A 24,377-nucleotide genomic window follows, 5' to 3' on the forward strand; every position below is an offset into this window, starting at 1 on the left:
AAAACTAAATGGCAATGACTAGTGATTTTATTCTTTATAATTTCTTAACTTTAGAAGAAAACGATGTCATAGATCTTATCCTCAGAGGGATACACTTTGAATGCGATGTATAGATCGCGAAGTTTATCAGCAGCTAAATTTCTAAGGGATATATAAACAGGGATGATGGCAATAAGAAATATGAAAAACATGGGGTGCATACAACAGCCCAGGGCCATGATTCCTGCTGTGAGCGTTGTTAAAACTAGCGCTTGAATTATACAGTGTACGATAAAATGAATTAGTTTGCCTCTGGCCTCACTTCCCTTGGAGAATAGATTTAGGGGCTCTTGATTTTGTGCTGGTGTTGCTGAAATTGACATACAGAATACTGTAGAGTAAAAGCTTAGGAGCGAGATAATTTTACTCGTAGAAACTGTTTTTTGTCATTAGCTTTCCACGGAGCTCTCCTCTTGAAGAAGTTCTCCAGGATGACTATAAATTTTTTGAAATTCTTTTAATGTGATAGGACCTTGGCAAAGATGTATTCTATTTGGGAGAATAGGGAAAAGTTTTGCATAAGCTCTAACTCCTGAAGGACTGGTTAGAATTACTCGATTACATTGATCAAATATTTTTGATTTTAACCGGAGTTCTTGAATCCTGTAGTGAGGATAAGCAAAAAAATACCTACTTTCTTTTTTTAAAAAATCTTTGATAACAGATCGAGATAGAGCGGAGTGAGGGTAGAGAATACGGGCATCCTCGGGTAACGAGGAAATCATAGGGAGGACTCCCTCTCCTGTTTCAATAGTAGCTAGAGAATACGGTGCTTTTGGAAGAAGTCTTACAAGACGATGTGCTGTGATTTTCCCTAAACAAAGATAATGTTTATTTTCTAAAGTTCTTTTAGATACTTTCCTGCTCATTCTAGAGATAAATAGAGATGTTGAAGAGGGACTGGTAAGTAAAATGTGAGAGGTTTTCTCTAGGTAGCGAAAAGCAAGGCGTAATTGGGGTAGACTTCTTGCAAACGGAACGATCTTCAGGATAGGAACAAAATGAGCACAATATTTTTTTGCCGTTTGTTGATTTAATCCTAGATATATGGTCATGAAAGTATCTTATTCTAGAAATGAATCTAAATATGCAGTTTAGATAGCGCAGGATTGTTTCGCATCTAGAAAACAGTTTTGATCTTCATAATAGTCGTAGTAGAGACTATAGTAATGTACCATCTAAGATGCTCGTTTTTAATGGTGCATGGATTGCATGATGAGCGGATTGACATTTTTCGATGTGGGAGCTAGGATGTCTTTTTCTAGATCTTAGCTTTTTCTCCAAGGGAAAAATGGCAGTAATTCTTAGGCTTTCTTGGGTTAAGTGCGGAGAGCTTCGCTTTATATTTAGTTTTTCGTTTGTAGATAGTTATTAATAGAGGTTCGGCAATGGCATCATTGTTGCATAAATTTTTAGAAAATGCTTCGGGGAAGAAAGGTCAGGATCTGGCTTCTACCGCATATTTAGCTGCATTAGACCATCTTTTGCATTCCTTTCCTTCCATTGGGAAGAGCATCATTGATGAACTAAAGAGTCAACGTTCTCGTTTAAAGATGATTGCTTCTGAAAATTATGCATCTATTTCGGTTCAGCTCGCTATGGGGAACCTGCTTACGGATAAATATTGTGAGGGGAGCCCATTTAAGCGATTTTATTCTTGTTGTGAGAATGTTGATGCTATTGAGTGGGAATGTGTTGAAACAGCTAAAGAACTTTTTGGTGCAGAAAGTGCTTTTGTACAACCACATTCCGGAGCAGATGCAAATTTGTTAGCAATAATGGCGATTATCACTCAGAAAATCCAAGCTCCTGCTGTTAAACGTTTAGGTTATAAAACGATCAATGATCTTACTGATAAGGAGTATGCTGAGTTAAAAGCTGAGATAGGTTCTCATGTATGCCTAGGTCCTTCATTGAACTCGGGAGGCCATTTAACGCATGGAACCGTACGTCTAAACGTGATGTCGAAATTAATGCGCTGCTTGCCTTATGAAGTTAATAAAAAGACAGAGCTTTTTGATTATGCTGAGATTGCACGTTTGGTGCGGATACATAAGCCTACAGTATTAATTGCTGGCTATTCTTCCTATTCTCGTAGGTTAAATTTTTCTACTCTAAAACAAATCGCTGATGATTGTGGAGCTGTTTTATGGGTGGATATGGCGCATTTTGCAGGTCTTGTTGCTGGCGGCGTTTTTGTTGAAGAAGAAAATCCTATTCCTTTTGCTGATATTGTAACCACGACAACTCATAAAACTTTGCGCGGGCCCCGTGGAGGTTTGGTTTTAGCCTCTAAGGAATATGATGGGGTAATTAATAGAGCTTGTCCGTTAATGATGGGAGGGCCTTTACCTCACGTTATTGCTGCGAAGGCTGTAGCATTAAAAGAAGCCCTTACTGTGGATTTTAAAAAGTATGCTCATCAGGTTGTGGACAATGCTAGAACTTTAGCAGAACATTTCCAAAAGCAGGGATTACGTTTACTTACAGGTGGTACAGATAATCATATGTTGATTATTGATCTGACTTCTCTAGGTATTTCCGGACGCATAGCTGAGGATATCTTAAGTTCCGTAGGTATTGCAGTAAATCGCAACACTATACCATCGGATGCTGTAGGCAAATGGGATACTTCAGGAATACGTTTGGGAACACCTGCTTTAACAACTCTTGGTATGAGCAGCGATGAAATGGAAGAAGTTGCGAATATTATTGTGAAAGTATTGCGAAATATTACTTTGAGACGTAATGCTGATGATAGTTTTAGTAAAAGTGAAGGAGAGCTTCCAGAAAACATTGCTCAAGAAGCAAGAGCACGAGTCGCAGACTTATTATCGCGGTTCCCGCTTTATCCTGAAATTGATCTGGAAACTTTAGTTTAGTTAGGAGATATGTTGTTCTATGCCTGATGGGGAAGTAGTTAATAAGTTACGAGATGTTATAGATAAAAAAATCTTAGATGCCCGTCGGGTATTCTTTTCAGAACCTGTAACAGATAAGAGCGCAGCAGATGCTATTAAAAAGCTTTGGTATTTAGAACTTACCAATCCTGGTCAGCCTATAGTATTCGTAATTAATAGTCCTGGAGGATCCGTAGATGCAGGGTTTGCAGTTTGGGATCAGATAAAAATGATGACCTCTCCAGTAACTACTGTAGTTACAGGATTAGCTGCTTCTATGGGGTCGGTATTAAGTTTATGCGCTGCTCCTGGTCGTCGTTTTGCAACTCCTCATTCGCGTATTATGATTCATCAGCCATCCATAGGAGGTCCAATTACAGGACAAGCTACGGATTTAGATATTCATGCCCGTGAGATCTTAAAAACGAAAAAACGCATCGTGGATGTGTATTTAGAAGCCACAGGGCAACCTCGAGAAGTCATTGAAAAAGCTATTGATAGGGACATGTGGATGACAGCAGATGAAGCCAAGGATTTTGGTTTATTAGATGGCATCCTTTTCTCGTTCAGCGATTTATAAGCCTTACTTATACTCTGGGGCAGGAAATCGCTTTATTCTTAGTGAGACCTGTCCTGAGATTGCGACAATCTCCGTTTTATGTAAGGAGGAACAAGTAGATGGATTTTTACTTATTCTTCCTTCGTCAGTTGCTGATGCTAAGCTAATTATTTTTAATGATGATGGTTCTCGACCTAAGATGTGTGGGAACGGTCTTCGTTGTGCTATAGCCCATCTTTCTTCAGTATTGAGAAAAGAAGAAATTTCTGTAGAAACCGATTCAGGAATCTATTTTGGAAAATTTTATTCTTGGGATCGTGTTGTTGTAGATATGACTCTTCCAGATTGGAAATATCATTGTCATAGTCTCTCGTATACTATTTCACAGATTCCTAAAAAAATTTTTAGTATAAACACGGGAGTTCCTCATCTTGTCGTTTTTGTCGATAATGTATCTTGTGTTCCTATAGATCTTTGGGGAAGTTTTCTACGTTACCATGAGGATTTTTTGCCTCAAGGGACTAATGTAAATTTCGTTGAAGGAATAAATTCTAAAGAGTTTCGAATACGTACTTATGAACGTGGATTAGAAAGAGAATGTTTGGCTTGTGGAACCGGAGTTACAGCAGCAGCTCTTGTTGCATCTAGGCGCTACAATTTATCAAATACTCAAATGCGTATTCGGACATGGAGTGATATTTTAATTAAAATTTTTTTAGATGGCGATCGAGTGTATCTTGAAGGTCCTGTAAATAAAGAAGTCTTTCATTAGAGTTTTCAAATTTTTATATTGAATCTGAATAGAAAAGGCTTCAAAAATAGTTGAGAGGAGGAATATCTATCTGTGATTCTATATTGTGAATTTATTTCTTAAGGATAGATCTCTTGCCCTCTAACTCCAATTCTTCTATAATCTTGATTTATGACTACGTATCCTGTACCACAAAATCCTCTTTTATTACGTGCCCTGCGTCTTATGGATGCCTTCTCTAAGTCTGACGATGAGAGAGATTTTTATTTAGATCGTGTTGAGGGGTTTATCCTCTATATTGATTTAGATAAAGATCAAGAAGACTTGGATAAGATCTATGAAGAATTAGAGGTAAACGCGGAACGTTATTGTCTAATTCCTAAGTTAACGTTCTATGAAGTTAAGAAAATCATGGAGACGTTTATCAATGAAAAAATTTATGATATTGATACGAAAGAAAAGTTTCTTGAAATTTTACAATCTAAAAATGCTCGGGAACAGTTTTTAGAATTTATTTACGATCATGAATCTGAATTAGAGAAATGGCAACAATTTTATGTAGAACGTTCTCGTATACGTATTATTGAGTGGTTGCGTAATAATAAGTTTCATTTTGTCTTTGAGGAAGATCTAGACTTTACGAAGCATATTTTAGAACAATTTAAAATTCATCTTTTCGATACCAAAGTATCAAAAGAGTTATCACAAGCACGTCAGTTGCTCGTGAATAAGGCTAAAGTTTATTATTCTAACGAAGCACTAAATCCTCGTCCTAAACGAGGACGCCCTCCGAAGCAATCAGCAAAAGTAGAATCTGAGACTACGATATCCAGTGATATTTATACTAAGGTACCCGCAGTTGCTCGACGTTTTCTTTTCCTTCCAGAAATTACTTCAGCATCTTCAATCACATTTTCTGAGAAATTTGATACTGAAGAAGAGTTCCTTGCGCATTTGCGTGGATCAGGCCGTGTTGAAGATCAATTAAACCTTGCTAATCTTTCAGAAAGATTCGCTTCGTTGAAAGAGCTGTCTGCAAAATTAGGTTATGATTCACTGTCTACGGGAGATTTCTTTGGAGATGATGACGATAGTGATGATGATGAGAAGCCTGCGCCTAAGAGTAAGGCTCCTGCTAAACGTGGCCGTAAGAAGTCCTCATAGACTTCAGATCTTTCGTAATATCCAAATAGTCGCTGCCCCAAAGGCAAGTTTTCTTTTTTTGTTTATTTGGAATTTGGCATTTTTGAAGATTTGCTCTAGGTAATCGTCACTAGGAAGATTCTTAATGCTTTCAGCTAAGTATTGATAAGCTTGTTTATTTTTAGAACATAATCTTCCTAGCCAGGGAACCAAAGATTTTAAATATAACCGATGTGCTAGATACAGGGGATGATTATTAGAAGGTGAGGTGAGTTCTAAAATTCCTAGGGATCCGTCTTGTTTTAAAATACGATAGATTTCATGAAGAGCATTTTTAGAATCAGGAAGGTTTCGTAATCCATAGGCCATTGCTGCTAACGGCTGTGATTCTTGATTGATAGGCAATTGGATAATATCTCCTTCTATAAAGGTGAAAGGAGCGTTAGGGTAACGTTGTTTTGCTTTCAAGAGCATATTCGACGAGAAATCTACTAGTGTTGCTTTTGATCCTGGATAATCCCGAATATATCTATAGGCAACTTTCCCCGTACCTGAACAAAGATCTAAAATACGTTCTGACTTTCCTAACATTTTTGAAAACTTACGATTCCATAAATGATGCATTCCTAAAGATAGGATAGAATTGATCCTATCATATTTAGGTGCCAAAGAATCAAACATCTCCTGAAGATTAGGCTTGTTGATAGATGGTTGCATGATATTCTCGGAATCTTTCTAAGCCTTCATAGTCTTCTTCTCTTAGACGATAACGACAGAGAGAGTAATACTCTTTAATAAGAGTTTTTGGCAACTGGGTGCGTTCTATAGCTTTTGCTATAGCTGTTTCTGGGTGAGATTCAAAATAGCTCAATGAGCTTTCTAATGCTGCTTGTATAACATCCCTTCCCTGAGGATTATTGGACAGGACAACAGCAAAAACAAAAGGTAACTGGGTAAGTTCATACCACCCTTGAGCAAGATCATAAGTTGCAAATCCTGCGATGTAAGGATGGTGTAGAGCTTTATCGCCAATTAATAATAAGCCATCATATTCTTCAGCTTTCTCGATCACTTCCTCGGAAGAGAGCTGAATAATCTCTGGGAGAGGGGTATTCCATAAATGACGACAAAGAACATTCAGTAACATTACTGAAGAGCGGCTTTCTTTTGTTGCTGCAATACGGAGTTTTTCTGAGGTAAAAAATGTCGATGCAGCATAGAGATTTACACTAAGAATTTTCTTATAAGCAGCTATGCCAAATCCTGGAAGCTTTCCTAAGGGATGGGTTAGCAATCCTACTGCAGAGGTAAGAGCAAATTGTAAACTACCGTCAAGGAGTTTCCCAAGTAGATCTGCTGGAGGTGCTGTATGAAGAAGGATATCCTCATGTTTGGCAAGTTCTAAAGAAAAAGGAAAAGCGTTGATATAGCTTACACAACCTAAAGTTATACGTCTCTCGAGTTTGTCAGACATGGTATGCGTCCTTGTTTTTTGATGAGGCTTGCCATTCCCTCAATATCCATTTTTATATTTTGATTCGAAGAGGCCATTTGAAAAACCTTTTCTCCGATATGTGTGGACGAGAAATCGTTGGCTCCACAGGATAACAAATGTAGAGCTTGCTCGATTCCTAGATAATTCCACAAGGCTTTTATATTTCTAAAATTATCTAAAAATAATCTTGCTACAGCAATGATAGATGCTGGCATGATATTATGGGAACTACCTAATTTACGTAATCTTTTCCCTAGAGGATTGTTTTCTGTTGCAAACTTTAACAATACAAAGTTCTTAAATCCTAAAGTATCGTCTTGAAGATTTCGTAATTTATTCATATGTGTGACGATATCTTCAGGACGTTCTCTATGGTAACATAGCATAGTACTGTTACTAGGTATGCCGAGATTGTGCGCTTCTTTATGAATTTCTAAGAAATCTTGAGAAGATAAACGTCCTGGAGCTAGTATTTGCCGTATTTCATCGACAAGGATATCAAATCCTCCTCCAGGAATAGAATCTAATCCAGCATTCTTTAGGATTTTCAATACTTCTATAACAGGAATATTGTGCAGATTGGCGAGATAAGCATATTCGATACCTGTTAATGCTTTGATATGGATATGAGGGAAATTTTCCTTAATCTTACTGAATAGCTCAGTATAATAGTCTAGATTACAATCTGGGAAACATCCAGCAACGATATGTGTTTCTGTAATGGGAACATCTAGGGCGCGGATCTTTTCTATTAACTGATTTGGTGTATAAAACCAACCTTTAGGATCCCCTGGTTTTGCATAAAAAGCACAGAAAGTACAATTGAATTCACAGAAATTGGTAGGATATAAATAAAACGTTGAGGAGTAGTAAACGACATCTCCGACGTATTTTTGACGTACCATATTTGCAAATGCCCATAAAGCATGCTGATCGTCTTCATCTTCGAGGAGAAGTAAGCGTAAGGCATCTTCTGTGGAAAGACGTGCTCCTTCTATATAGTTATCGAATAAATGCTTCAACCAAGAGTTTTTAGGTAGAATGCGGGGGATGCGTGTCGTCGTCATAAGGTGGCGCTTTAGTTGTAGAATCAGATCGAGTTTGTTTATCGCATGCTTTTTTATGGCAACAGTCCGATTTTCCACATCCTTTAGATAGAGGTCTACCTAAGAGATAAGAGCCTATGAGTAAAATGACTATGCCTACTCCTAGTAGTGCTGTAGCGCAGCAAATAAGAAGAAAAAGAGTCATCATAAAAAGATCAGCCTTCAATCGGTAGTATTAATGAAGATCTACCCAAATAGGAGAACTCCATGCCATAGATTGGTCTATTTGAGTTACTCGGAGATAGTAGAACACAAAAGGAATTTTTCCTTTAGGATCTTTAAGAGTTACTTTAGATAGAGGTTCCATATCATCATATTCGTAATCTAGGTTGTTACTATCAGGATGGAATGTTTTTATAACTTTCCCGTTACGGATAATCTCAACAGTTTTTAGTTGAGCTGTTCCTGCAACATATCCTGAGATATGACGATTTACAGCAAGGCCGGGTTTTGTAGTTGTTGACAACTCAGAACCCATGGGAGCTGAGGTAATGTTAAAGCTAACAATAATTCTTGGTCCTGTAGTTGCGTAGCAGTGACGCTGATATAAAGCTTCTACAAGAGATTCTCGATTGTATTTGTTACATACAATGGCAGTGAGTCCTGGAGTGTATTGTTGTTGGTTGACATCGAAAAATTTGCTATAGATACCACGATCATCAAGGCCACCTGCAACAAAACCAAAACGCAAGTTGCGTTTTAATGCTTCTATTAATGTCCCTGATTCAACTTCAGAATCAGATCCCTTGATAGGGAAAATATTCCCTTCTTTTTCTGTTCGTTCTGAGCATCCCCAGGAGTTATAAATTTCTACAACACGTTCAAATTCCGGATGGAAGTTGTTAAAGTTAAATCCATAATGTTTCGATGCAGTGAAACATGGTATTGAGATAATTTCGTGACCCGAAGCGCTTTTATAGAGTTTTGATAAAGAAGCAATCTTACAGTCTTTATGTTTCGAACAAGATTTATTTTCTTTTATATAGAGAATTTGGCGAAGACCTTCTTCTCCAGGTTCTCCAAAATATTGTACGCCAGATAAAGAGACAAAACGATCTTCTTCATTAAAATCTCCTATAGTCTGGTTGATCATTTTCCAAAGATCAGGAGTTAAACCTTCTTGATTATCGAAAGAGGACGACGCATAAAAGTTTAAAGCACAATCATCCCTAAAATGTCTTAAACATGCCTCTATGTTTTCTTCAGAATCTACACGTTCTGATTCTCCGTGTAGTAGACCCCACATAAGATTTGGAGCTGACTCTGAAAAACATTTTATAGGTGCGGAAATGAAGATTTCATTCGTTAAAAGGTTTTTTAATTGAATTCTATAGATTCCAGGTTCGTTGAAGTAGAGATTAGGTAGAATAACGAATCCAGTTTCAGGAATAAATAATTGCCAATTAAGGTTTTCTCTTAGATGTTCATAGGAGAGTTCAATACGTGTATTTTCTGGAGAGAAGTTCGTAAGGTTATTGAACTCATCTTCAAACCGCACGGTGATATCGAAGCGTTTATTCTTTACAACATAGGAAGGTGTAAAAATCTGGATATGTTTAAGAACATTACCTCGAATATCCATGGTAAAGATATCGGGCTCATCATAGTTTCCCTTACCTTCGGTATCTACATAAAGATAGAAAGGTTTTCTACGTTGAGTAAATAGCTGAGCACCATTTCCTGCTTCATCTGTTTGCGGATGTTCTGGAGAAGGCCCGAGAATAATAGTAAGAGTCTCACCGGCTTCTAATTCATAGGGGAGGGTAAATTCGTATTGATGAACCAGGCTATTGGGTATGGGGATCATTACGGCAGTAAGAATATCCCCTCTGGGTGTTTCTAAATAGATAGTATTGCGAGATTGTTTTAGATCGATAGAGGGAGTTTCCCAATCTATTGGCCTTCCTTGACATCCCAAGTCAAATTTAAGTTTTGTTCCTTCAGGAAGATAGTCAACTAGAGAGTAAAGAAATTTCCACGTGGATATTTGCCCAGCTCTAGCTACGGAAGGATTAACATAACAAACAGATCTGCGCATAGTAACATAGCGGGTTGGAATCAACTGAAGGCATTATCATACACGAGAAAAAGGTTTTTCTCAATCTTCGTCTTTGCTTAATGTTTGTAATGCTTCCTGTACGCTATTGAACATTTTAAAATATGAGAGGAATCCGGTAACGTATAAAGTTTGCTCTATTGTTTTAGGGACACAGGTAAGAACAATTTTTCCCGAATGTTTTCCTACTTGGTGGTAGCTTTGTAAAAGAACTCGAATGCCAGCACTAGACATATAGTCTAAATTCGCGCAATCAAGCACGATATTTTTGATTCCTGAAGATAGGGATTGTGAGATATTTTCTTGTACTTCCGGAGAAGAGATCCCGTCAAGTTTTCCTTGGAGATGTAAGACAGCAGTGGTTCCGTGCTCTTCTTTTTGGATGTTATTCATTATCGATGATGCTCCCAAACCTATGGTGATTTCTCAAGACCTAACTCTCGTAAATCTTTAGGTTTTTTGCAAAGAGATTTTTCTATTCTTTTGTTTCTCTGTATATTATAGGAAGTTACGAAGGAGATAGTTTCTTTTTTCTTGGGGTGATTTTGAGTTTGCCTACACTACGTTCTGAGCAAGTGATAATTTCGATATCAAAGTTTTCGTGATGAATTTTCATACCTTTTTGTGGGACAGCACCAACTTTATGAAAAACATGTCCTCCTAAGGTGTCATAGCTATTTTCATGATGGATTTTTAGATTAAAATATTCCTCAGCATCAGAGATATTCATACGTCCATCTACGATCCAAGAGTTTCCAACTTTTTTATAAGGAATATCTTCTTGAACGTCATACTCGTCAGCAATTTCACCGAAGATTTCTTCGATGATATCTTCCATGCTGACGATTCCTTCAGTAACACCATATTCATTTACTATGATTGCTAAGTGGCGATGTTTCTGACGGAATTCTTGAAGTAGTGAAGAAGCTTTTTTAATTTCCGGAGCATACAATGGAGGCTTAGCTACTGAAGAGACGGGTTGAGAGGAGTCTATAGATTTAGGATACATGGCCAACAAATCTTTTACCAGAAGTACGCCAGTAATATTATCGATATTTTTTTTATACAGAGGAATCCGGCTATAGCCTTCTTCTACGATAGCTGGGAATGCATTGCGGATGGGTGTATCTTCTTGAATAGCAAAGATATCTACTTTAGGAATCATAATTTCTCGAACGATCAATTTATCAAAAGATGATACAGCTTCAGACAGTTGATTCTCCATTTCTGAACTATGAATTTTAGGATCGTCGTCAATGTTATTGATGGAGCGTTGGAAGGGGAGAAAAAATGCTTGAAATAGAGAAGAGATGAAACATAGGGCGGAGCTAATTCCTCTATGGAGTTTTATACAATAAGGAAGGAAACCGTAAGCTAAAGGAGCTGCAAGGATATAAATTACCCAAAAGGTAAGAGATAAGCTTTTAGTTGAGAATGCATACTTAGAGTAAATAGTGATTCCCAAAATTCCGTACAAACTAAGTAATACGGAGGCTAAAAGAGCAGGAGTATTTGATTGGCAGTGTTGTCGGTGCTGTTTATTATCTTCATCTTGTGTTTTGACAGATTTTTGTGTGAGTGCCGTCGCGAAAAGGAGAAGGAGGATAGAAATTGCTAATAGGAAATCAAGCATTTTAATCTGATAAAAGTGCGTCTTTTTCTCTTAACATACATAGCGCTTGATTTTCTTTACCTCTCATTTTTTTTCTTTCTTCAGGAGTTAGATCATCATATCCAAGCATGTGTAGGAGAGAATGAACAACATAACGAGAAATCTCTTCATATAGAAGATCAGAATCTTCAGCACGATCTTTCAAAAACCGTATAGCGGCTTTCGGGCTAATGAAGGCTTCCCCAAGAATATGAGGTTGAGAAGTAGTTCCAGGGGAATCTATAGGCAGGGTAATAGTATCCGTCAGTGAGGGATCGGAGAATATTTCATCGTGAAGTTGTGCTAAAGCTTCATCTTCCAAGAAATAAACATATATTTGATCTGTCTGAATTTTCCAATGTTGTAGGCAACAAAGGACTAGTTTTTTCGCTGATTGTATCCGAATGGGAACATCACTTTGCTTGTTGAAAATACAAACTTCTATAGGAACTTCTTTCAAGATAAATCAGCGTAGATTTTTTATTTCATTACAGGAGTTTTAGGAAGGCCTGTAGCTTTTTTTGCTGTAGCATCATTCCAACGGCCTAGTTTACGCAAAACGTCTATCCGTTCAAAACGTTTAAGCACGTTTCTTTTGGTTTCCCCTTTAATGGATTTACCGTAACTACGATGTCGTGACATAACTGGTACTCTAGTAACTAACTAATTTGTGGAATAAAAATACTTTCGCTGCTTACAGCATTTTTACGTGCTTTGTAAGCGATTCTTGGAGCGGGTTTAGGATGAGTAATCGCGTAAACAGGTTTACGCTTTTTTGGACTCACTGCTCTTCGACGAGCTTGTTTACTCATGCGTGTCATAAGATAACTCGATATTTAACTTTTTAATTCTCCAAAGTGATCGAGAGAAAGATCGGAGACTTATAATTAAGGAAAAGGATAATCAAAGGAACGTTTTTTTTCAATAGGATGACCCATTTATCACTGAGGATTTTGCCCTAAAGCTTCAGTAATTGGGGAACATGAGGTATTTGATCCTGAAGTAAGCACACCACAAGAAATAATATATTTGAAAGCATCCTCGATTTTCATATCCAAGAAAGTAATATCAGATTTTTTAAAAAGAGTGAGAAAACCTGAAGTGGGGTTAGGTGTTGTAGGGATAAATACTGTAATCATAGGATCTTCGGGATCATCAGAGCAGATATTTGGTGCATCCCCTGCAACGAGACCAATACAACGTGTTTGTGCATTAGGGAAAGGAACCATAACAACTTGTTTGAATGATCCGGATTGGGATCCGAAGATTGTTGTCATGACTTGTTGAGCAGCCTTATAAACAGTTTTTATAATAGGGATTCTGTGAAGAATTTTATCGTAAATAGATAGCAGAGATTTGAAGATCATTAAACGTGCAAGAAATCCTAGAAGGACTGTAGCGAAGAATAATCCGAACAAGAGGATGATCTGTAAGACGAATTTCAGTAGAGCTTTGTGTTTGGAATAAAAGCTGATACGTTCGAAAAATCCTGAAACCAGGCCAACAAACGGCTGAGTAAGAAAATTCATTATCATTCCGACAATAGCAAGAGTAATTGCTAGGGGGAGAAGGATAACCAGGCCTGTAATAAAGTGTTTTTTCATAAATCACTATTGTTGAGTTAGAGGATTTCTAGTTTTAATTGAACTAACATAAGAACAGAGTTTACGATATGGCTCCATAATATTTTGTTAGATTTTTCTTGCCATGTCAGAGGTTGGAATATTTATATTCTTTATGTTTAATTTTTTTTAGCAATTTTCAATGCTTTTTTCTCTAAATTTTTTTTTAATTTTTTATGTTTAATAAAAATCTCCAGGGAAGATCACGGTGCTCTTCGGCATAATCAATACCTATGCGAGGTGTTTGTGTAATTGTTCCTGAAATTTTTTCTTTGCTTATATGAAGATTTGGTGAGGTGAGAGACAGGGTATTATGTTCAAGGGTAAGATTGAGTGCTTGACAAACTTTTCCTGGTCCATTGGCAATCAGGTGTTTAGGTTTATTTTGCCATCGACGTCTTTCAATCATAATATCTTCTCCCTCGTGAGGAAGAATAGCCCGAATCAATACTGCGTGAGGAAGATTTTTATCCCCAGTTACTACATTGAATAAAGAGTGCATGCCATAGCAGCGATAGACATAAGCAATGCCTCCACGGCTATACATAGGAATATTTCTTTTTGTTTTCCTATAGTTATAGGCATGGCAAGCTTTATCGTCCGGTCCGCGATATGCTTCTGTTTCTATGATAAACCCTGAAGTTGTTTTCCCTGAGAATTTGGTTATGAGAATATGTCCTAGTAACTCTTTTGCTAAATAAAGAACATCATCGTTTAGAAAAAAACTTTCAGGAAGCATTATTCTGTTTTCCTTTTTCTTCTAGTTCTAGGTTTTTTTTCCGGATTAGATTGTTTTTTACTACCTGTTTTTGGTGTTTTGGTTACCAAAGACCAGGTAATTGCCTGATTAAGAAGGTTCACTTCCGCAAGTTTTATCTCTATTATTGCTCCAGGACGCATTTTGCTTGGAAGATCATCGGGAGAAGTTTTCTTTTTCAAGGAATATTCTTTGGGCAGTTGCGCTGCTGGGATACAACCTTCTTGGCAAAACTCTGGAACCGTGAAGAAAATTCCTTCAGGATTTGTTGTAATAATAAAGCCTTTATAAATTGTTTCAGGTTGTTCTTTTAAGAACTTATCTAAGAAACGGGTCTTCTTAAGATTTTCGAAAGCAAATTCGGCTTTTGCAGCTATGCGTTCTTGTGTTGAGCAGGCTCTTACGATGTGTTCTAAGCGAGTTTCTTCTATAGACATAGGATGAAATAGAAGTCTATGAACAACAAGATCAATGTAGCGACGAATAGGGCTTGTAAAATGTGTATAGAAATCGAGTTTTAATCCGTAATGCCCCTTATTTTCTGTTGAATATGAGGCTGTTTTCATACTCCGTACAAACTGTGAGTGTAGAATTGATTCTAAAGGATGCCCTGCAGTGCTTTCTTGTAGTAAATATTGGTAATCAGGTTCTTGAGCCGGTGTCATGATAATATCAAAACCCATAGCTTTTGCCATCTCTTGGAATGAGAGTAGGCTCTCATCATTTGGAGATTCATGAATTCTAAATGGTAGAGTGACTCCCTGATGGGAAATATGATAGGCAATCACTTCGTTAGCTTTAAGCATAAACTCTTCGATGAGTTTATGTGATAGAGTTTGTCGTGTTTCTATAAGAGCTACAGGTTCTTGAAGATTATCTAACGACATAGTAAATGAAGGTAGAACGAGTCGGATGCAACCACGTTTTTCTCGAATATCCGCGAATTTCTCGCTTAATTCTGCCATAGCAAGGAGAGTTTTTGATATAGGATGAGGCTGTTTGTTTTCTACAATCTCATCTACTTCATCGTAGGTCATACGGTATTTGCTTCGAATCACGCTACGAAATACTTCGTAATCAGATAAATGTCCTTCCTTAGTAAAAGTCATAAATACCGACACTGCAAGCCGATCTACATTAGGTTTTAAGCTGCAAAGGTTGTCAGAAAGTGCTGAAGGCAACATCGGGATTACTTTTCCAGGAAAGTAAATAGAGTTACATCTTTTACTCGCTTCTTGATCTAAAGCAGAATGTGGTGTCACGTAGTGAGAGACATCTGCAATATGAACACCAAGAATATAATTGTCATTGTTATCATAAGTTAATGATACGGCATCATCAAAATCTTTTGCGGTTATCGAATCAATAGTAAAACACAAAAGATCGCGAAGGTCTTTTCGTGATCGTAGAGCTTGACTGATATGCTTTTGGGAGAAATGGCTAGTTTCTTCAATAACAGCTTCTGGGAAGTCTTCTTCAATAGCATATTCTGCTTTTATACAAGGGAAGTCTGATTTGGCATTGGAGATATTTCCGATAAATTCGAGCATTTCCAATGGAGGAGGTTCTTTAGATTCAGGTTTTTCCTTCCATGCAGGGGTACTTAATAATAAACGATCCCCAAGTTTATAGGAGCGTTTGGGGAGAAGTTTTGCTTTTACAGGGATATCTGGTCCTAAGGCGTTAACACAAACGAAAGCAGTTGTTGCGTCAATTACCGAGGTTATAGTTCCTACGAGAACCGTCTTTCCTCTAGATACAACTTGGTGAATTACTCCCTTTCTTTTTTCCCCTTCTTTAGAATTTGGGAAAAGAGAGACAATTACATGGTCTCCGTCTAAAGCACCTTTTAGGTCCCTTGCAGGAATAAAAATATCAAAAGGATATTCCTCAGGGTGATCAGGTGTGACGAATCCAAAACCTTTCTTGGCATGGACAAATAGGACACCAGAAATTAAGATTTGCTTAGAGCTTCTTCTAAAGCCTTTAGGTCTTCTTTTTCTTATTTTTTTCACCAACTTTGCTCCATGTCTGAAATTATAATTTTCATGGGTTTACCTAGCCTTTGTTGGATGTTTTTAATGCAAAGATATTTTTATGGATAGGGTTAAAAAGAAAATTCCCTATCCCTCTGCAGAGAAATAGGGAATAAACGATAAGATTTTTAGGATATTAATCGTTAGGTTTATCTACGATTTCAACATCCGCATCTTCAATGTTATCATTATTTGAACTTGAGGAAGCAGAATTTCCTGAAGGTGGTTTTGTACTGAAGCTATGTTTTTTCAAATCTTCTGTATTGATATTAGGACCGCCTTGAGCGTTAGCAGCTGAAGACGCAGCAGCAGATGCAGATTGTGATTGCATAGCTTCTCCAATCTTTTGCATATGACGACTGAGTTCTTCAGAAGCTTCTTTGATTTTCTCAATAGGAGCATCTTCTTTAAGAACTGTACGTACTTTTTCTATACGCTCTTCAATTTCTTTGACTAAAGATTCAGGGATATTTTCTTTATAATCACTGATGGCTTTTTCAGCTCTGAAGATCATACTGTCAGCTTCGTTTCTTACGTCGGAAGCTTCGCGGCGTTTTTTATCTTCTTCTTTATTTTTCTCAGCGTCATTGATCATTCTTTGGATTTCATCTTCTTTTAATCCAGAACTTGCTTCGATACGGATTTTTTGCTCACGACCGCTAGCAGCATCTTTTGCAGATACATGAAGAATTCCATTAGCATCGATATCGAAAGCAACTTCGATTTGAGGGTGTCCTCGAGGTGCTGGAGGAATATCTGTAAGGTCAAATCTTCCGATTTCTTTATTGTCTTTTGCCATAGGGCGTTCCCCTTGTAAGACAACAATAGTTACTGCAGGTTGGTTATCTGCAGCTGTTGAGAAAATTTGTTTTTTTTGTGTAGGGATCGTAGTGTTTCTCTCTACGAGAGGAGTCATCACGCCTCCCAGAGTTTCGATACCTAAAGAAAGAGGAATCACGTCGAGAAGTAGGACATCTTTTACTTCACCACCAAGAACACCCCCTTGAATAGCTGCTCCGATAGCAACAACTTCATCAGGGTTTACACCTTTATTTGGTTCTTTACCGAAGATGGATTTTACTACTTCCTGAACTGCAGGCATTCTTGACATGCCCCCAACGAGCAATACATCATCAATATCACTAGCAGAGAGTTTCGCATCTGCTAAAGCTTTTTGACATGGAGCTTTTGTGCGTTCAATTAAACTAGAAGCTAACTTTTCAAAATGAGCACGTGTTAATGTTAGAGTTAAGTGTTTAGGTCCACTAGCGTCCATAGTGATAAACGGCTGATTAATCTCTGTGGAAGACATTCCTGAAAGTTCGATTTTTGCTTTTTCAGCAGCATCTTTTAGCCTTTGAAGAGCCATATTATCTTTACTAAGATCAATACCTTCTTGTTTTTGGAATTCTTCGATCATCCATTTAATAATAACTTCATCGAAGTCATCACCTCCTAAATGGGTGTCCCCATTTGTGGAAAGCACTTCAAATACGCCATCGCCAATCTCTAAGATGGAGATATCGAAAGTTCCTCCTCCAAGGTCAAAGACAGCGATTTTCTTATCACCAGCTTTATCAATTCCATAAGCAAGAGCTGCAGCTGTTGGTTCAGGAATAATACGTTTGACATCTAAGCCTGCGATACGTCCAGCATCTTTTGTAGAAGCTCTTTGAGAATCGTTGAAATAGGCTGGAACAGTAATCACAGCTTCTGTAACGGGTTCTCCAAGATATGCTTCAGCAGTCTCTTTCATCTTTATAAGAACTTGAGCGCCAATTTCTTCAGGTGTGTATTGTTTTCCATCTACTAGGAAGACGACATCACCATTAGATCCTGAAGCTACCTTATATGGTACTGTTTTAATTTCAGATTCTACTTCAGAATGTTTTCTTCCGATGAAACGTTTTGTAGAGGCTAATGTTTTTTCAGGATTTGTGACAGCCTGTCTTTTTGCAGGAATTCCTACTAAAGTTTCGTTCCCTTTGAATGCTACGATAGAAGGTGTTGTGCGTGTTCCTTCTGAAGAGGTAATGACTTTAGCTTGTCCGCCTTCCATTACAGATACGCAGGAGTTGGTCGTTCCTAAGTCTATCCCTATAATTTTACTAGATTTTTTTTGTTCGCTCATGATTCTTACCTAATCTCTAGGGGGTTTATTTTATTTTTCTACTTCTTCTTTTCCTTGAGGTGCGGGTGCCTTCGCTACTTTGACTTTCGCAACACGTATGGGGCGATCTCCGATTTTATAGCCTTTAGAAAATTCTTCCACGATAGTACCTTCGGGGACTTTTGTAGTTTCTTCTGTTTCCATTGCTTCATGTAAAAATGGATTAAATTTTTGTCCTACTGAGGAGTATTCAATGATACCCTTCTCTTCAAAAACTTGTTTAAACTGTTGTAGGATCATATTGAATCCTAAAGCCCAATTTTTCACTTCATCTGACATTTGTGATGCGAATCCTAAAGCTTTTTCCATGCTTTCTATAGGGACTAAAAAGTCTATGAGAGCATTTTCCACTGCATATTGCATCATTTCTTGGCGTTCTTTTTGCATGCGCTTGCGGGCATTTTCTGATTCCGCAAGGACCATTAAGTATTTATCATTTTTTTCTTTTAGCTCCGCTTTTAACGTGGCTATTTCTTGTTGGAGATCCTGAATCTCATTATCGGGAGTAGGAACTGAAGAATTTTCTGCTTCATGTTCGTTAGAGGAATCTGTCATGACGTCTCCTTAGGGGGTAAGAGTTTTATAGAAGAGTATCTTGCCAGTAATGTAGGTTCTTTGGAGAGTTTAGGATCGGAAGGACAAGGTCTTCTGAAAGATAATTTAAACTTATAGAAACTTTGTGTCAGGCTTGCTTTGATTTTCTCTGCAAATAGTGTAAGGGTTCTATAAATCTCCTTATAGGGAAGATTGATAGGGCCTAGCACACCAAAGGCTCCTAATGGAGTGCGATTCATATAGTAAGGAGTCGTAATAACAGCACATTGTGGGTTTGGAGTTCCAAAAATATCAGAAAGCTCATTACCTATAAATGCTGTGGGTCGGTCTCTGTGCATACCAATATCTAAAAGTTTACACATATGGCGTCGGTTTTCAAAAAATGATAATCCTAGAGCTAGCATATCGGGATCTTTAAAAGACTCATATCTTAAGAGTTTTGATAATCCTGTTTGATATAAATCTTCCTCACTGAAATTACAATAACGGGTGAGATAACGTACTACGACTTCGTTATATAGAGTCATCCCTAGATCTTCTTCTTTTTGTGAAAGAATCTCGGTTGGGGATTGCTTACGGACATAACTTTGAAGAAAGGTTTCGATACGTTTTAAAGAAGCTGGATTTGATGTTTCTGATAGCCATAGGGTGTCTGTAAATACCTGACCGAATTCTGTGGATAGAATGACAACAGCGCGTTGTTCATCCACCAAAGAAAGTTGGATATTAGTTACGGAGTCATTTTCAAATCGCGGAGAGGAAAAACATGTAGGCAGTTGTAGCGCTTCTCCTAAGAGTTCTGATGCCTTTTGTAAATCTTTGACGATATTTTGGCTTTCTTCGGGCAATTGATTTAACAGATTTATTGTAGATTCGGGTAATTCTTCCTGAGAAAAGTCTGCGCAGTGGTCCACATAATAACGAAAAGCTAGATCCGTGGGGATCCTACCCCCGGAGATGTGATTCTTTTTTAGAAATCCTTCTGCCTCTAACTCCGAAAAATAATTACGAATAGTTGCCGTACTTAGATTGGAAGATTCATATTCCTTCAGAGTTTTTGACCCAACAGGCTGACCTGTTTTTAAATACAGTTCTGTTGTTGTTAAGAGTATGTAAAGAACCTTAGACTCTCGTTTTGAGATCCACGACCTGGACATGTCAGTTTTCCAATATAAGTAATCTATTCGCTGGTGACTATTATAGGAAAACGGTCTCCTGAGGTCAAGGTTATTTAGCACTCGATTCCAAAGAATGCTAATCTATCTCTAGGAAATGGGGGAGAAACCACGGGGTTTTGGAAAATAATTCTCACACCAGTTGAAAAAATCTTTTGGTTCTACGGAAAACTTTTCTTTGGATCGAGATTCTATTTCAAGTATCCCAGAGCTTTGGAAAGTTTTGCCTAGAATAAGCTTGTACGGAATTCCAATAAGATCGCTATCCTTTAATTTAAATCCAAGTCTTTCATTGCGATCATCTAATAGAGGAGCATAACCATAATTTTGGAGATCTTTATAGATTTTTTCAGCAGCTTCTTGAGATGCAGAGTCACCACCATTGTAAAGAATAGCGATATCAAAAGGAGCAATCGCTTTAGGCCAGACGATGCCACGATCATCGGCAAGTTGTTCTATACAAGCAGCTAAGGTTCTGCCAATGCCAATGCCATAGGTTCCCATCCAACAGGTTTGTTGTTCACCCTGTTCATTTTGGAAGCCTACTTCGAAACATTCTGTATAGCGTGTACCTAGATTAAAAATATGCGCAACTTCTACACCTTCAAAGATTTCATAGGGAGAATTGCCATTTGCTGGGCAAAGATCTCCCGCCTCAGCAAGAAGGAAATCCGCATATTCAGGTCGGGGAATATCTCGATCCCAGTTTACGTTTTTGTAATGTTTATCTTTAGTGTTCCCTGCACAGACAAAGTTTGTCATACAGCGTGTGGTTTCATCAGCATAAAATTCGATAGGACAGTTTAAAGGACCGATAAAGCCTTTTTCTGTGCCTAGATGTTTTTGAATTTCCTCATCTGAAGCTAGGATGCACTCATCAGCATTAAGTTTAGAGCGTATTTTAGTCAGATTGAGCTGACGATCTCCTCGGATGCCTATAGCAGCAAACTTGTCTTTTTCTCCATATGAGAGCTTAACCACTAGAGTTTTAATGATTTTATGAGGGGGAAGGGAGAAGAAGTCCTGGAGATTTTCTATTGTTCGTACATCAGGCGTGATTACTTCTTCTATAGGGAGATGTTCTTTATCATACGTATATTGTTGAGGTTGTGAAACCGCAGCTTCAATATTCGCACCGTAAGCACCACTCACACAAATAGTATCTTCTCCTAGGGAACAGAGAACATGGAATTCCTCGGATTTCCCCTTGCCAATCTTTCCTCCATCCGCCTCTACAATAACATATTTGATTTCCAATCTATCGAATATATTTTGATAGGCTTGTCTAAGCTTGGCGTATTGCTCATTCATCTGTTCCGGAGAATCTGAGAATGTATAGCTGTCCTCCATTAGGAATTCTCTAGCGCGCATCAATCCGAATCTTGGTCGGATTTCGTCTCGGAATTTTGTTGCGATTTGATACAGATGGATAGGCAATTGTTTTCTTCCTGATAGCCATTGAGAGACAAACATGGAAACGACTTCTTCATGAGTAGGAGCAAGGCAGAGTTCTTTATCCTCTCTATCCTTTAGAGTATAGAGCAGGCCTTCAGAGCGGAACGCTTCCCAACGCCCTGTCTTTTGCCAGAGTTCTGCAGGATGAAGAATGGGAAGCACAAGTTCTTGACCTCCAATGGCATTTAACTCTTCGCGAATAATATCCATCATCTTAAGAGCTACACGCCAAAATAATGGAGTATAGGTATAGATTCCTTTTGCCGTTTTGAAAATATATCCAGCTTTTTCTAGAAGCTCATAAGATAAAACAGCGGCTTCTTTATTTGCATTTTTAGAAGTTTTGTAAAAAAGCTGGGAAGTTTTCATAAGGTAGCAATCACAGATCTTTGATTTTTAACTAGTAGACACTGAAATAGATATTCTTTTTCTGTATCGAAATATAGAAGTCTTTACGAATCGATAAATCTTAACACAGCAGCTTTTCTTGATCAATTGCTAGTATTAACTACAAATGATTGTTTTTAGTTAATATTATTTACATTCCTCTTTTGTTTTTAAAAAATAAATATCCAATTAGATATAAATATAATTAGTTGAAAAGAAGATTTTTTTATTTTTTTATTCGGTAATCTTATGTCATCAGTAAGTGGAAGTTCTGGTCAAAATCCTAATCCTATTCCAGAGGATCCAAACGCCCATTTGGATAATGTGGATAATACAGATAGCTCTTCTCAAGATCAGGAAGGCGCAGCTGGTGGTGTTACTGAAACAGGATTGAGTGTTGAGGTTTTATCTGCTGGGGAGGTGGCGAACATAGATGCTGCAATTGCTGATATTCAAGATATAGCCAACTCGGTGATCGTTGTTGGGATGCCCTCTAGTTTATCCCCATTATCAGCGGAAGCGGCGGGTATCACCGAAGAAATTGTGAGTGATCTTCATAAAAAAGAAGAAGAACTTTTCGGTAAGGTTGATCTGTTTTCAGATGCTTTATTTGATGGCGTCGAAGAAACTAAGACTTTAGTTGATAACTTGAAAAGAAGGATTGAGGATTTTCAGAAGACGAAACTTGGTGCTGCAGGACAATCATCTAGAAAATCTATCCAAGATAGTGATCTCGAAGAACAATTTCTTGATTTGCGTCGTGGAGTGGCCTCGTTAAACGGTCGTATAAATGCATTGGAAAGTACAGCAGTGCGTCTGGTGTCTGCTTTGGGGGATACGCATCATGAGATAATGAGCATGTCTATGGAGGATTTAAAGACTGCTTTTGGAAGACGCTATGAGGAAATTATTTCAAACCTAAATCACATTGGATTGCGTTTAGGTGAGGAAGGTTGGAAAATTGACTCTAGAGGTGCTATTCCTAAAATATCTCAAGAGATTCAAAATGTGCGTCTTCTTTTAGAAGAGATGCATATTCCTACAGAGGAAGAGTTCATCCGATCAGCTACAGAATCACCGGAGGAAGCAGCAGCAACAGTTTCTTGCTGTCAAGCTTTTGTCAATAAGTTAAAGACATTATGGAATACCTTAGTACAGATGTTTCACACTCTGTATGACAAAATGCTATTTTTCTTATTCTGGATAGTGAAAAAGATTCGTAGCAAACTGCAGTTTCCTTCTGCAGATAAGAATGAGAAAAATCCTAGATTTGAAAATCCTTTTGCCTCTACATCAGGAACTACTTCGGAACGTCAAAATACAGCTTCGGTAAGAACTTCGGTTTCTGGAAGGGGAGATTTATCTGATGAGGATACGATACGTCGTCCTGAAGATAACACTATAGAAACTCAAGATGTTGATAATCAAGATGGGAAGGACAAGAAAGCCTCTGAGGATGATTCTTAAGATTATATAAGTAAAGAAAGCTTCTTACTGTCCGTTTGAGTGTTGTCTTTTTTAAAATGCTCTAGTATGTTCACTCTTGTTACTACGGATTGTTTAGGACACCTTTATTTATGAATATCAAAAGAAAACGCTCATTACCAGTGTGTTTGGGGATGATGTTTCTGCTAATTACGGGCTGTTGTCCCTTTGCAGATAGAAATACTTCCTGTTCTCCTAAAAAGTATCTTCCTATTGTAAGTCATCTTCTAGAACTTTGTGATTTGCCTGAGGTAGAGACCCCTGAGGAATTAGTAGAGGTAACAAAGCCTTTATTATTAACTCGGGAGCAGCGTATGGCTGCTGATTTTGATTCTTTGCCAATAAAGGACGATCATGCTTTTTATAATGATCTTTCTTTATTGAGAATGACGCAGGTAGTTCCTGCTTATGCAGCTACTTATGGAAGCGCTGTAGTCTTTGGTGGTACACTTGCGACCATTCGTCAGCGTTTAGATTTCCTCATTCGTGAATGGAATCGTGGTGTACGTTTTAAAAAGATTATTTTCCTATCAGGAAGAAGAGAGCGTTATGCCAAGGTTGAAAACCCTGATCAATTTTATGACAACCGTCATAATCCATTTCCTATAGAAGAAAATTGGAATCCTGGAGAGCACAAACTTCCTTCTTCGGAAGACGAAATCGCTAGGTTTGTTTGGATGCAGATGGTAGTTCCTACTGCGTGGAGAGATACTTCTGGCGGTGTTGATGTAGAATTTCTAGTTGCTGAACCTGCAGAGGGTCAAAAGTATGGAACGCGTCATGATACATTAAAAATTCTTCGTGCGTATCATGGAGATGGTTCTGAGCGCATTTTATTTGTAAGTAGCCAACCTTTTATCCATTTAGATCGTTCTCGGGTAACTAAGCATTTTGATAAGGAAAAATACGATATTTCTGGCCCTGGATTTGCGCAAGCAATTCTGAAGCACGATTGGGCTCCTAGAGTATGTCTACATTCTTTAGCGGCATGGGCAAGTGAAACTGATGGTTATCTTACAATATCCCAGGAGTAAT

Annotated in this window: 25 protein-coding genes; 6 read left to right on the forward strand and 19 right to left on the reverse strand. The window is 37.9% G+C overall.

Annotated features, from left to right (window positions below; all coding sequences use genetic code 11):
- Positions 1 to 50: 50 nt before the first annotated feature.
- Positions 51 to 362, reverse strand: coding sequence for a hypothetical protein (locus H9Q19_RS03575; RefSeq protein WP_213240366.1), 312 nt, complete (start codon positions 360 to 362; stop codon positions 51 to 53).
- 66 nt (positions 363 to 428) lie between these two features.
- The gene (locus H9Q19_RS03580) at positions 429 to 1,094 is read right to left on the reverse strand and encodes a uroporphyrinogen-III synthase (protein WP_213240368.1); all 666 of its coding nucleotides are present in this window, start codon (positions 1,092 to 1,094) and stop codon (positions 429 to 431) included.
- A 333-nt stretch (positions 1,095 to 1,427) separates the two neighbouring features.
- Between H9Q19_RS03580 and H9Q19_RS03585 the strand changes: the two genes are divergently transcribed.
- The 4 genes from H9Q19_RS03585 to H9Q19_RS03600 all read left to right on the forward strand — a co-directional run bounded on the left by H9Q19_RS03585 (position 1,428) and on the right by H9Q19_RS03600 (position 5,413).
- Positions 1,428 to 2,921 (forward strand): glycine hydroxymethyltransferase, encoded by a 1,494-nt coding sequence (locus H9Q19_RS03585; RefSeq protein ID WP_213240370.1) that lies wholly within the window; start codon positions 1,428 to 1,430, stop codon positions 2,919 to 2,921.
- Between the two features lie 19 nt (positions 2,922 to 2,940).
- On the forward strand, positions 2,941 to 3,519 hold the full coding sequence (locus tag H9Q19_RS03590) for an ATP-dependent Clp protease proteolytic subunit (RefSeq protein WP_213240372.1): 579 nt from the start codon (positions 2,941 to 2,943) through the stop codon (positions 3,517 to 3,519).
- Entirely contained in the window at positions 3,488 to 4,270 is a 783-nt protein-coding gene (gene dapF, locus H9Q19_RS03595; protein ID WP_213240374.1) for a bifunctional diaminopimelate epimerase/glutamate racemase, read from the forward strand. Before H9Q19_RS03590 ends, dapF begins: the two co-directional genes overlap by 32 nt.
- Before the next feature lie 150 nt (positions 4,271 to 4,420).
- Positions 4,421 to 5,413 (forward strand): UPF0158 family protein, encoded by a 993-nt coding sequence (locus H9Q19_RS03600; RefSeq protein ID WP_213240376.1) that lies wholly within the window; start codon positions 4,421 to 4,423, stop codon positions 5,411 to 5,413.
- Between the two features lie 3 nt (positions 5,414 to 5,416).
- Here H9Q19_RS03600 and ubiE read toward each other — a convergent pair whose 3' ends face one another.
- From ubiE to H9Q19_RS03685, 17 genes are all read right to left on the reverse strand, one after another.
- Entirely contained in the window at positions 5,417 to 6,109 is a 693-nt protein-coding gene (gene ubiE / locus H9Q19_RS03605; protein ID WP_213240378.1) for a bifunctional demethylmenaquinone methyltransferase/2-methoxy-6-polyprenyl-1,4-benzoquinol methylase UbiE, read from the reverse strand.
- A complete protein-coding gene (locus H9Q19_RS03610) occupies positions 6,084 to 6,866 on the reverse strand; it encodes a menaquinone biosynthesis protein (RefSeq protein WP_213240380.1) in 783 nt (260 codons plus the stop codon). Before H9Q19_RS03610 ends, ubiE begins: the two co-directional genes overlap by 26 nt.
- Positions 6,839 to 7,954: a CofH family radical SAM protein gene (locus tag H9Q19_RS03615; protein ID WP_213240382.1), complete on the reverse strand. Its 1,116-nt coding sequence runs from the start codon at positions 7,952 to 7,954 to the stop codon at positions 6,839 to 6,841. Before H9Q19_RS03615 ends, H9Q19_RS03610 begins: the two co-directional genes overlap by 28 nt.
- On the reverse strand, positions 7,920 to 8,141 hold the full coding sequence (locus tag H9Q19_RS03620) for a hypothetical protein (RefSeq protein WP_213240384.1): 222 nt from the start codon (positions 8,139 to 8,141) through the stop codon (positions 7,920 to 7,922). Before H9Q19_RS03620 ends, H9Q19_RS03615 begins: the two co-directional genes overlap by 35 nt.
- 27 nt (positions 8,142 to 8,168) lie before the next feature.
- Positions 8,169 to 10,031 carry a DUF3604 domain-containing protein gene (locus H9Q19_RS03625; RefSeq protein WP_213240386.1) on the reverse strand — a complete coding sequence of 621 codons (1,863 nt, stop codon included), beginning with the start codon at positions 10,029 to 10,031 and terminating at the stop codon, positions 8,169 to 8,171.
- 60 nt (positions 10,032 to 10,091) lie between these two features.
- Positions 10,092 to 10,442: an anti-sigma factor antagonist gene (locus H9Q19_RS03630; RefSeq protein WP_213240389.1), complete on the reverse strand. Its 351-nt coding sequence runs from the start codon at positions 10,440 to 10,442 to the stop codon at positions 10,092 to 10,094.
- A gap of 115 nt (positions 10,443 to 10,557) precedes the next feature.
- Positions 10,558 to 11,682 carry a hemolysin family protein gene (locus H9Q19_RS03635; protein ID WP_213240391.1) on the reverse strand — a complete coding sequence of 375 codons (1,125 nt, stop codon included), beginning with the start codon at positions 11,680 to 11,682 and terminating at the stop codon, positions 10,558 to 10,560.
- Between the two features lies 1 nt (position 11,683).
- Positions 11,684 to 12,160 (reverse strand): rRNA maturation RNase YbeY, encoded by a 477-nt coding sequence (gene ybeY / locus H9Q19_RS03640; RefSeq protein ID WP_213240393.1) that lies wholly within the window; start codon positions 12,158 to 12,160, stop codon positions 11,684 to 11,686.
- A 20-nt stretch (positions 12,161 to 12,180) separates the two neighbouring features.
- A complete protein-coding gene (locus H9Q19_RS03645; RefSeq protein WP_117273925.1) occupies positions 12,181 to 12,342 on the reverse strand; it encodes a small basic protein in 162 nt (53 codons plus the stop codon).
- A 17-nt stretch (positions 12,343 to 12,359) separates the two neighbouring features.
- Entirely contained in the window at positions 12,360 to 12,521 is a 162-nt protein-coding gene (locus H9Q19_RS03650; RefSeq protein WP_213240395.1) for a hypothetical protein, read from the reverse strand.
- A 120-nt stretch (positions 12,522 to 12,641) separates the two neighbouring features.
- Positions 12,642 to 13,304 (reverse strand): DUF502 domain-containing protein, encoded by a 663-nt coding sequence (locus H9Q19_RS03655; protein ID WP_213240397.1) that lies wholly within the window; start codon positions 13,302 to 13,304, stop codon positions 12,642 to 12,644.
- A 184-nt stretch (positions 13,305 to 13,488) separates the two neighbouring features.
- Positions 13,489 to 14,061 carry a DNA-3-methyladenine glycosylase gene (locus H9Q19_RS03660; protein WP_213240400.1) on the reverse strand — a complete coding sequence of 191 codons (573 nt, stop codon included), beginning with the start codon at positions 14,059 to 14,061 and terminating at the stop codon, positions 13,489 to 13,491.
- Positions 14,061 to 16,085: a ribonuclease R family protein gene (locus H9Q19_RS03665; RefSeq protein WP_407644858.1), complete on the reverse strand. Its 2,025-nt coding sequence runs from the start codon at positions 16,083 to 16,085 to the stop codon at positions 14,061 to 14,063. The genes H9Q19_RS03660 and H9Q19_RS03665 overlap by 1 nt, the downstream gene beginning before the upstream one ends.
- A 166-nt stretch (positions 16,086 to 16,251) precedes the next feature.
- Positions 16,252 to 18,246 carry a molecular chaperone DnaK gene (gene dnaK, locus H9Q19_RS03670; protein WP_213240404.1) on the reverse strand — a complete coding sequence of 665 codons (1,995 nt, stop codon included), beginning with the start codon at positions 18,244 to 18,246 and terminating at the stop codon, positions 16,252 to 16,254.
- Between the two features lie 30 nt (positions 18,247 to 18,276).
- The gene (locus H9Q19_RS03675; protein WP_213240407.1) at positions 18,277 to 18,840 is read right to left on the reverse strand and encodes a nucleotide exchange factor GrpE; all 564 of its coding nucleotides are present in this window, start codon (positions 18,838 to 18,840) and stop codon (positions 18,277 to 18,279) included.
- On the reverse strand, positions 18,837 to 19,997 hold the full coding sequence (hrcA, locus tag H9Q19_RS03680; protein ID WP_213240409.1) for a heat-inducible transcriptional repressor HrcA: 1,161 nt from the start codon (positions 19,995 to 19,997) through the stop codon (positions 18,837 to 18,839). The genes H9Q19_RS03675 and hrcA overlap by 4 nt, the downstream gene beginning before the upstream one ends.
- 108 nt (positions 19,998 to 20,105) lie before the next feature.
- On the reverse strand, positions 20,106 to 21,839 hold the full coding sequence (locus H9Q19_RS03685) for a proline--tRNA ligase (RefSeq protein ID WP_213240411.1): 1,734 nt from the start codon (positions 21,837 to 21,839) through the stop codon (positions 20,106 to 20,108).
- A gap of 267 nt (positions 21,840 to 22,106) precedes the next feature.
- Here H9Q19_RS03685 and H9Q19_RS03690 point away from each other — a divergent pair, with 267 nt between their 5' ends.
- Positions 22,107 to 23,324 carry a CT392 family protein gene (locus H9Q19_RS03690; protein WP_213240413.1) on the forward strand — a complete coding sequence of 406 codons (1,218 nt, stop codon included), beginning with the start codon at positions 22,107 to 22,109 and terminating at the stop codon, positions 23,322 to 23,324.
- 110 nt (positions 23,325 to 23,434) lie between these two features.
- Positions 23,435 to 24,376 carry a hypothetical protein gene (locus H9Q19_RS03695; protein ID WP_213240415.1) on the forward strand — a complete coding sequence of 314 codons (942 nt, stop codon included), beginning with the start codon at positions 23,435 to 23,437 and terminating at the stop codon, positions 24,374 to 24,376.
- Position 24,377 lies beyond the last annotated feature (1 nt).

Source organism: Chlamydia crocodili, from assembly GCF_018343815.1.
In the GTDB taxonomy this organism is placed as follows: Bacteria; Chlamydiota; Chlamydiia; order Chlamydiales; family Chlamydiaceae; genus Chlamydia; species Chlamydia crocodili.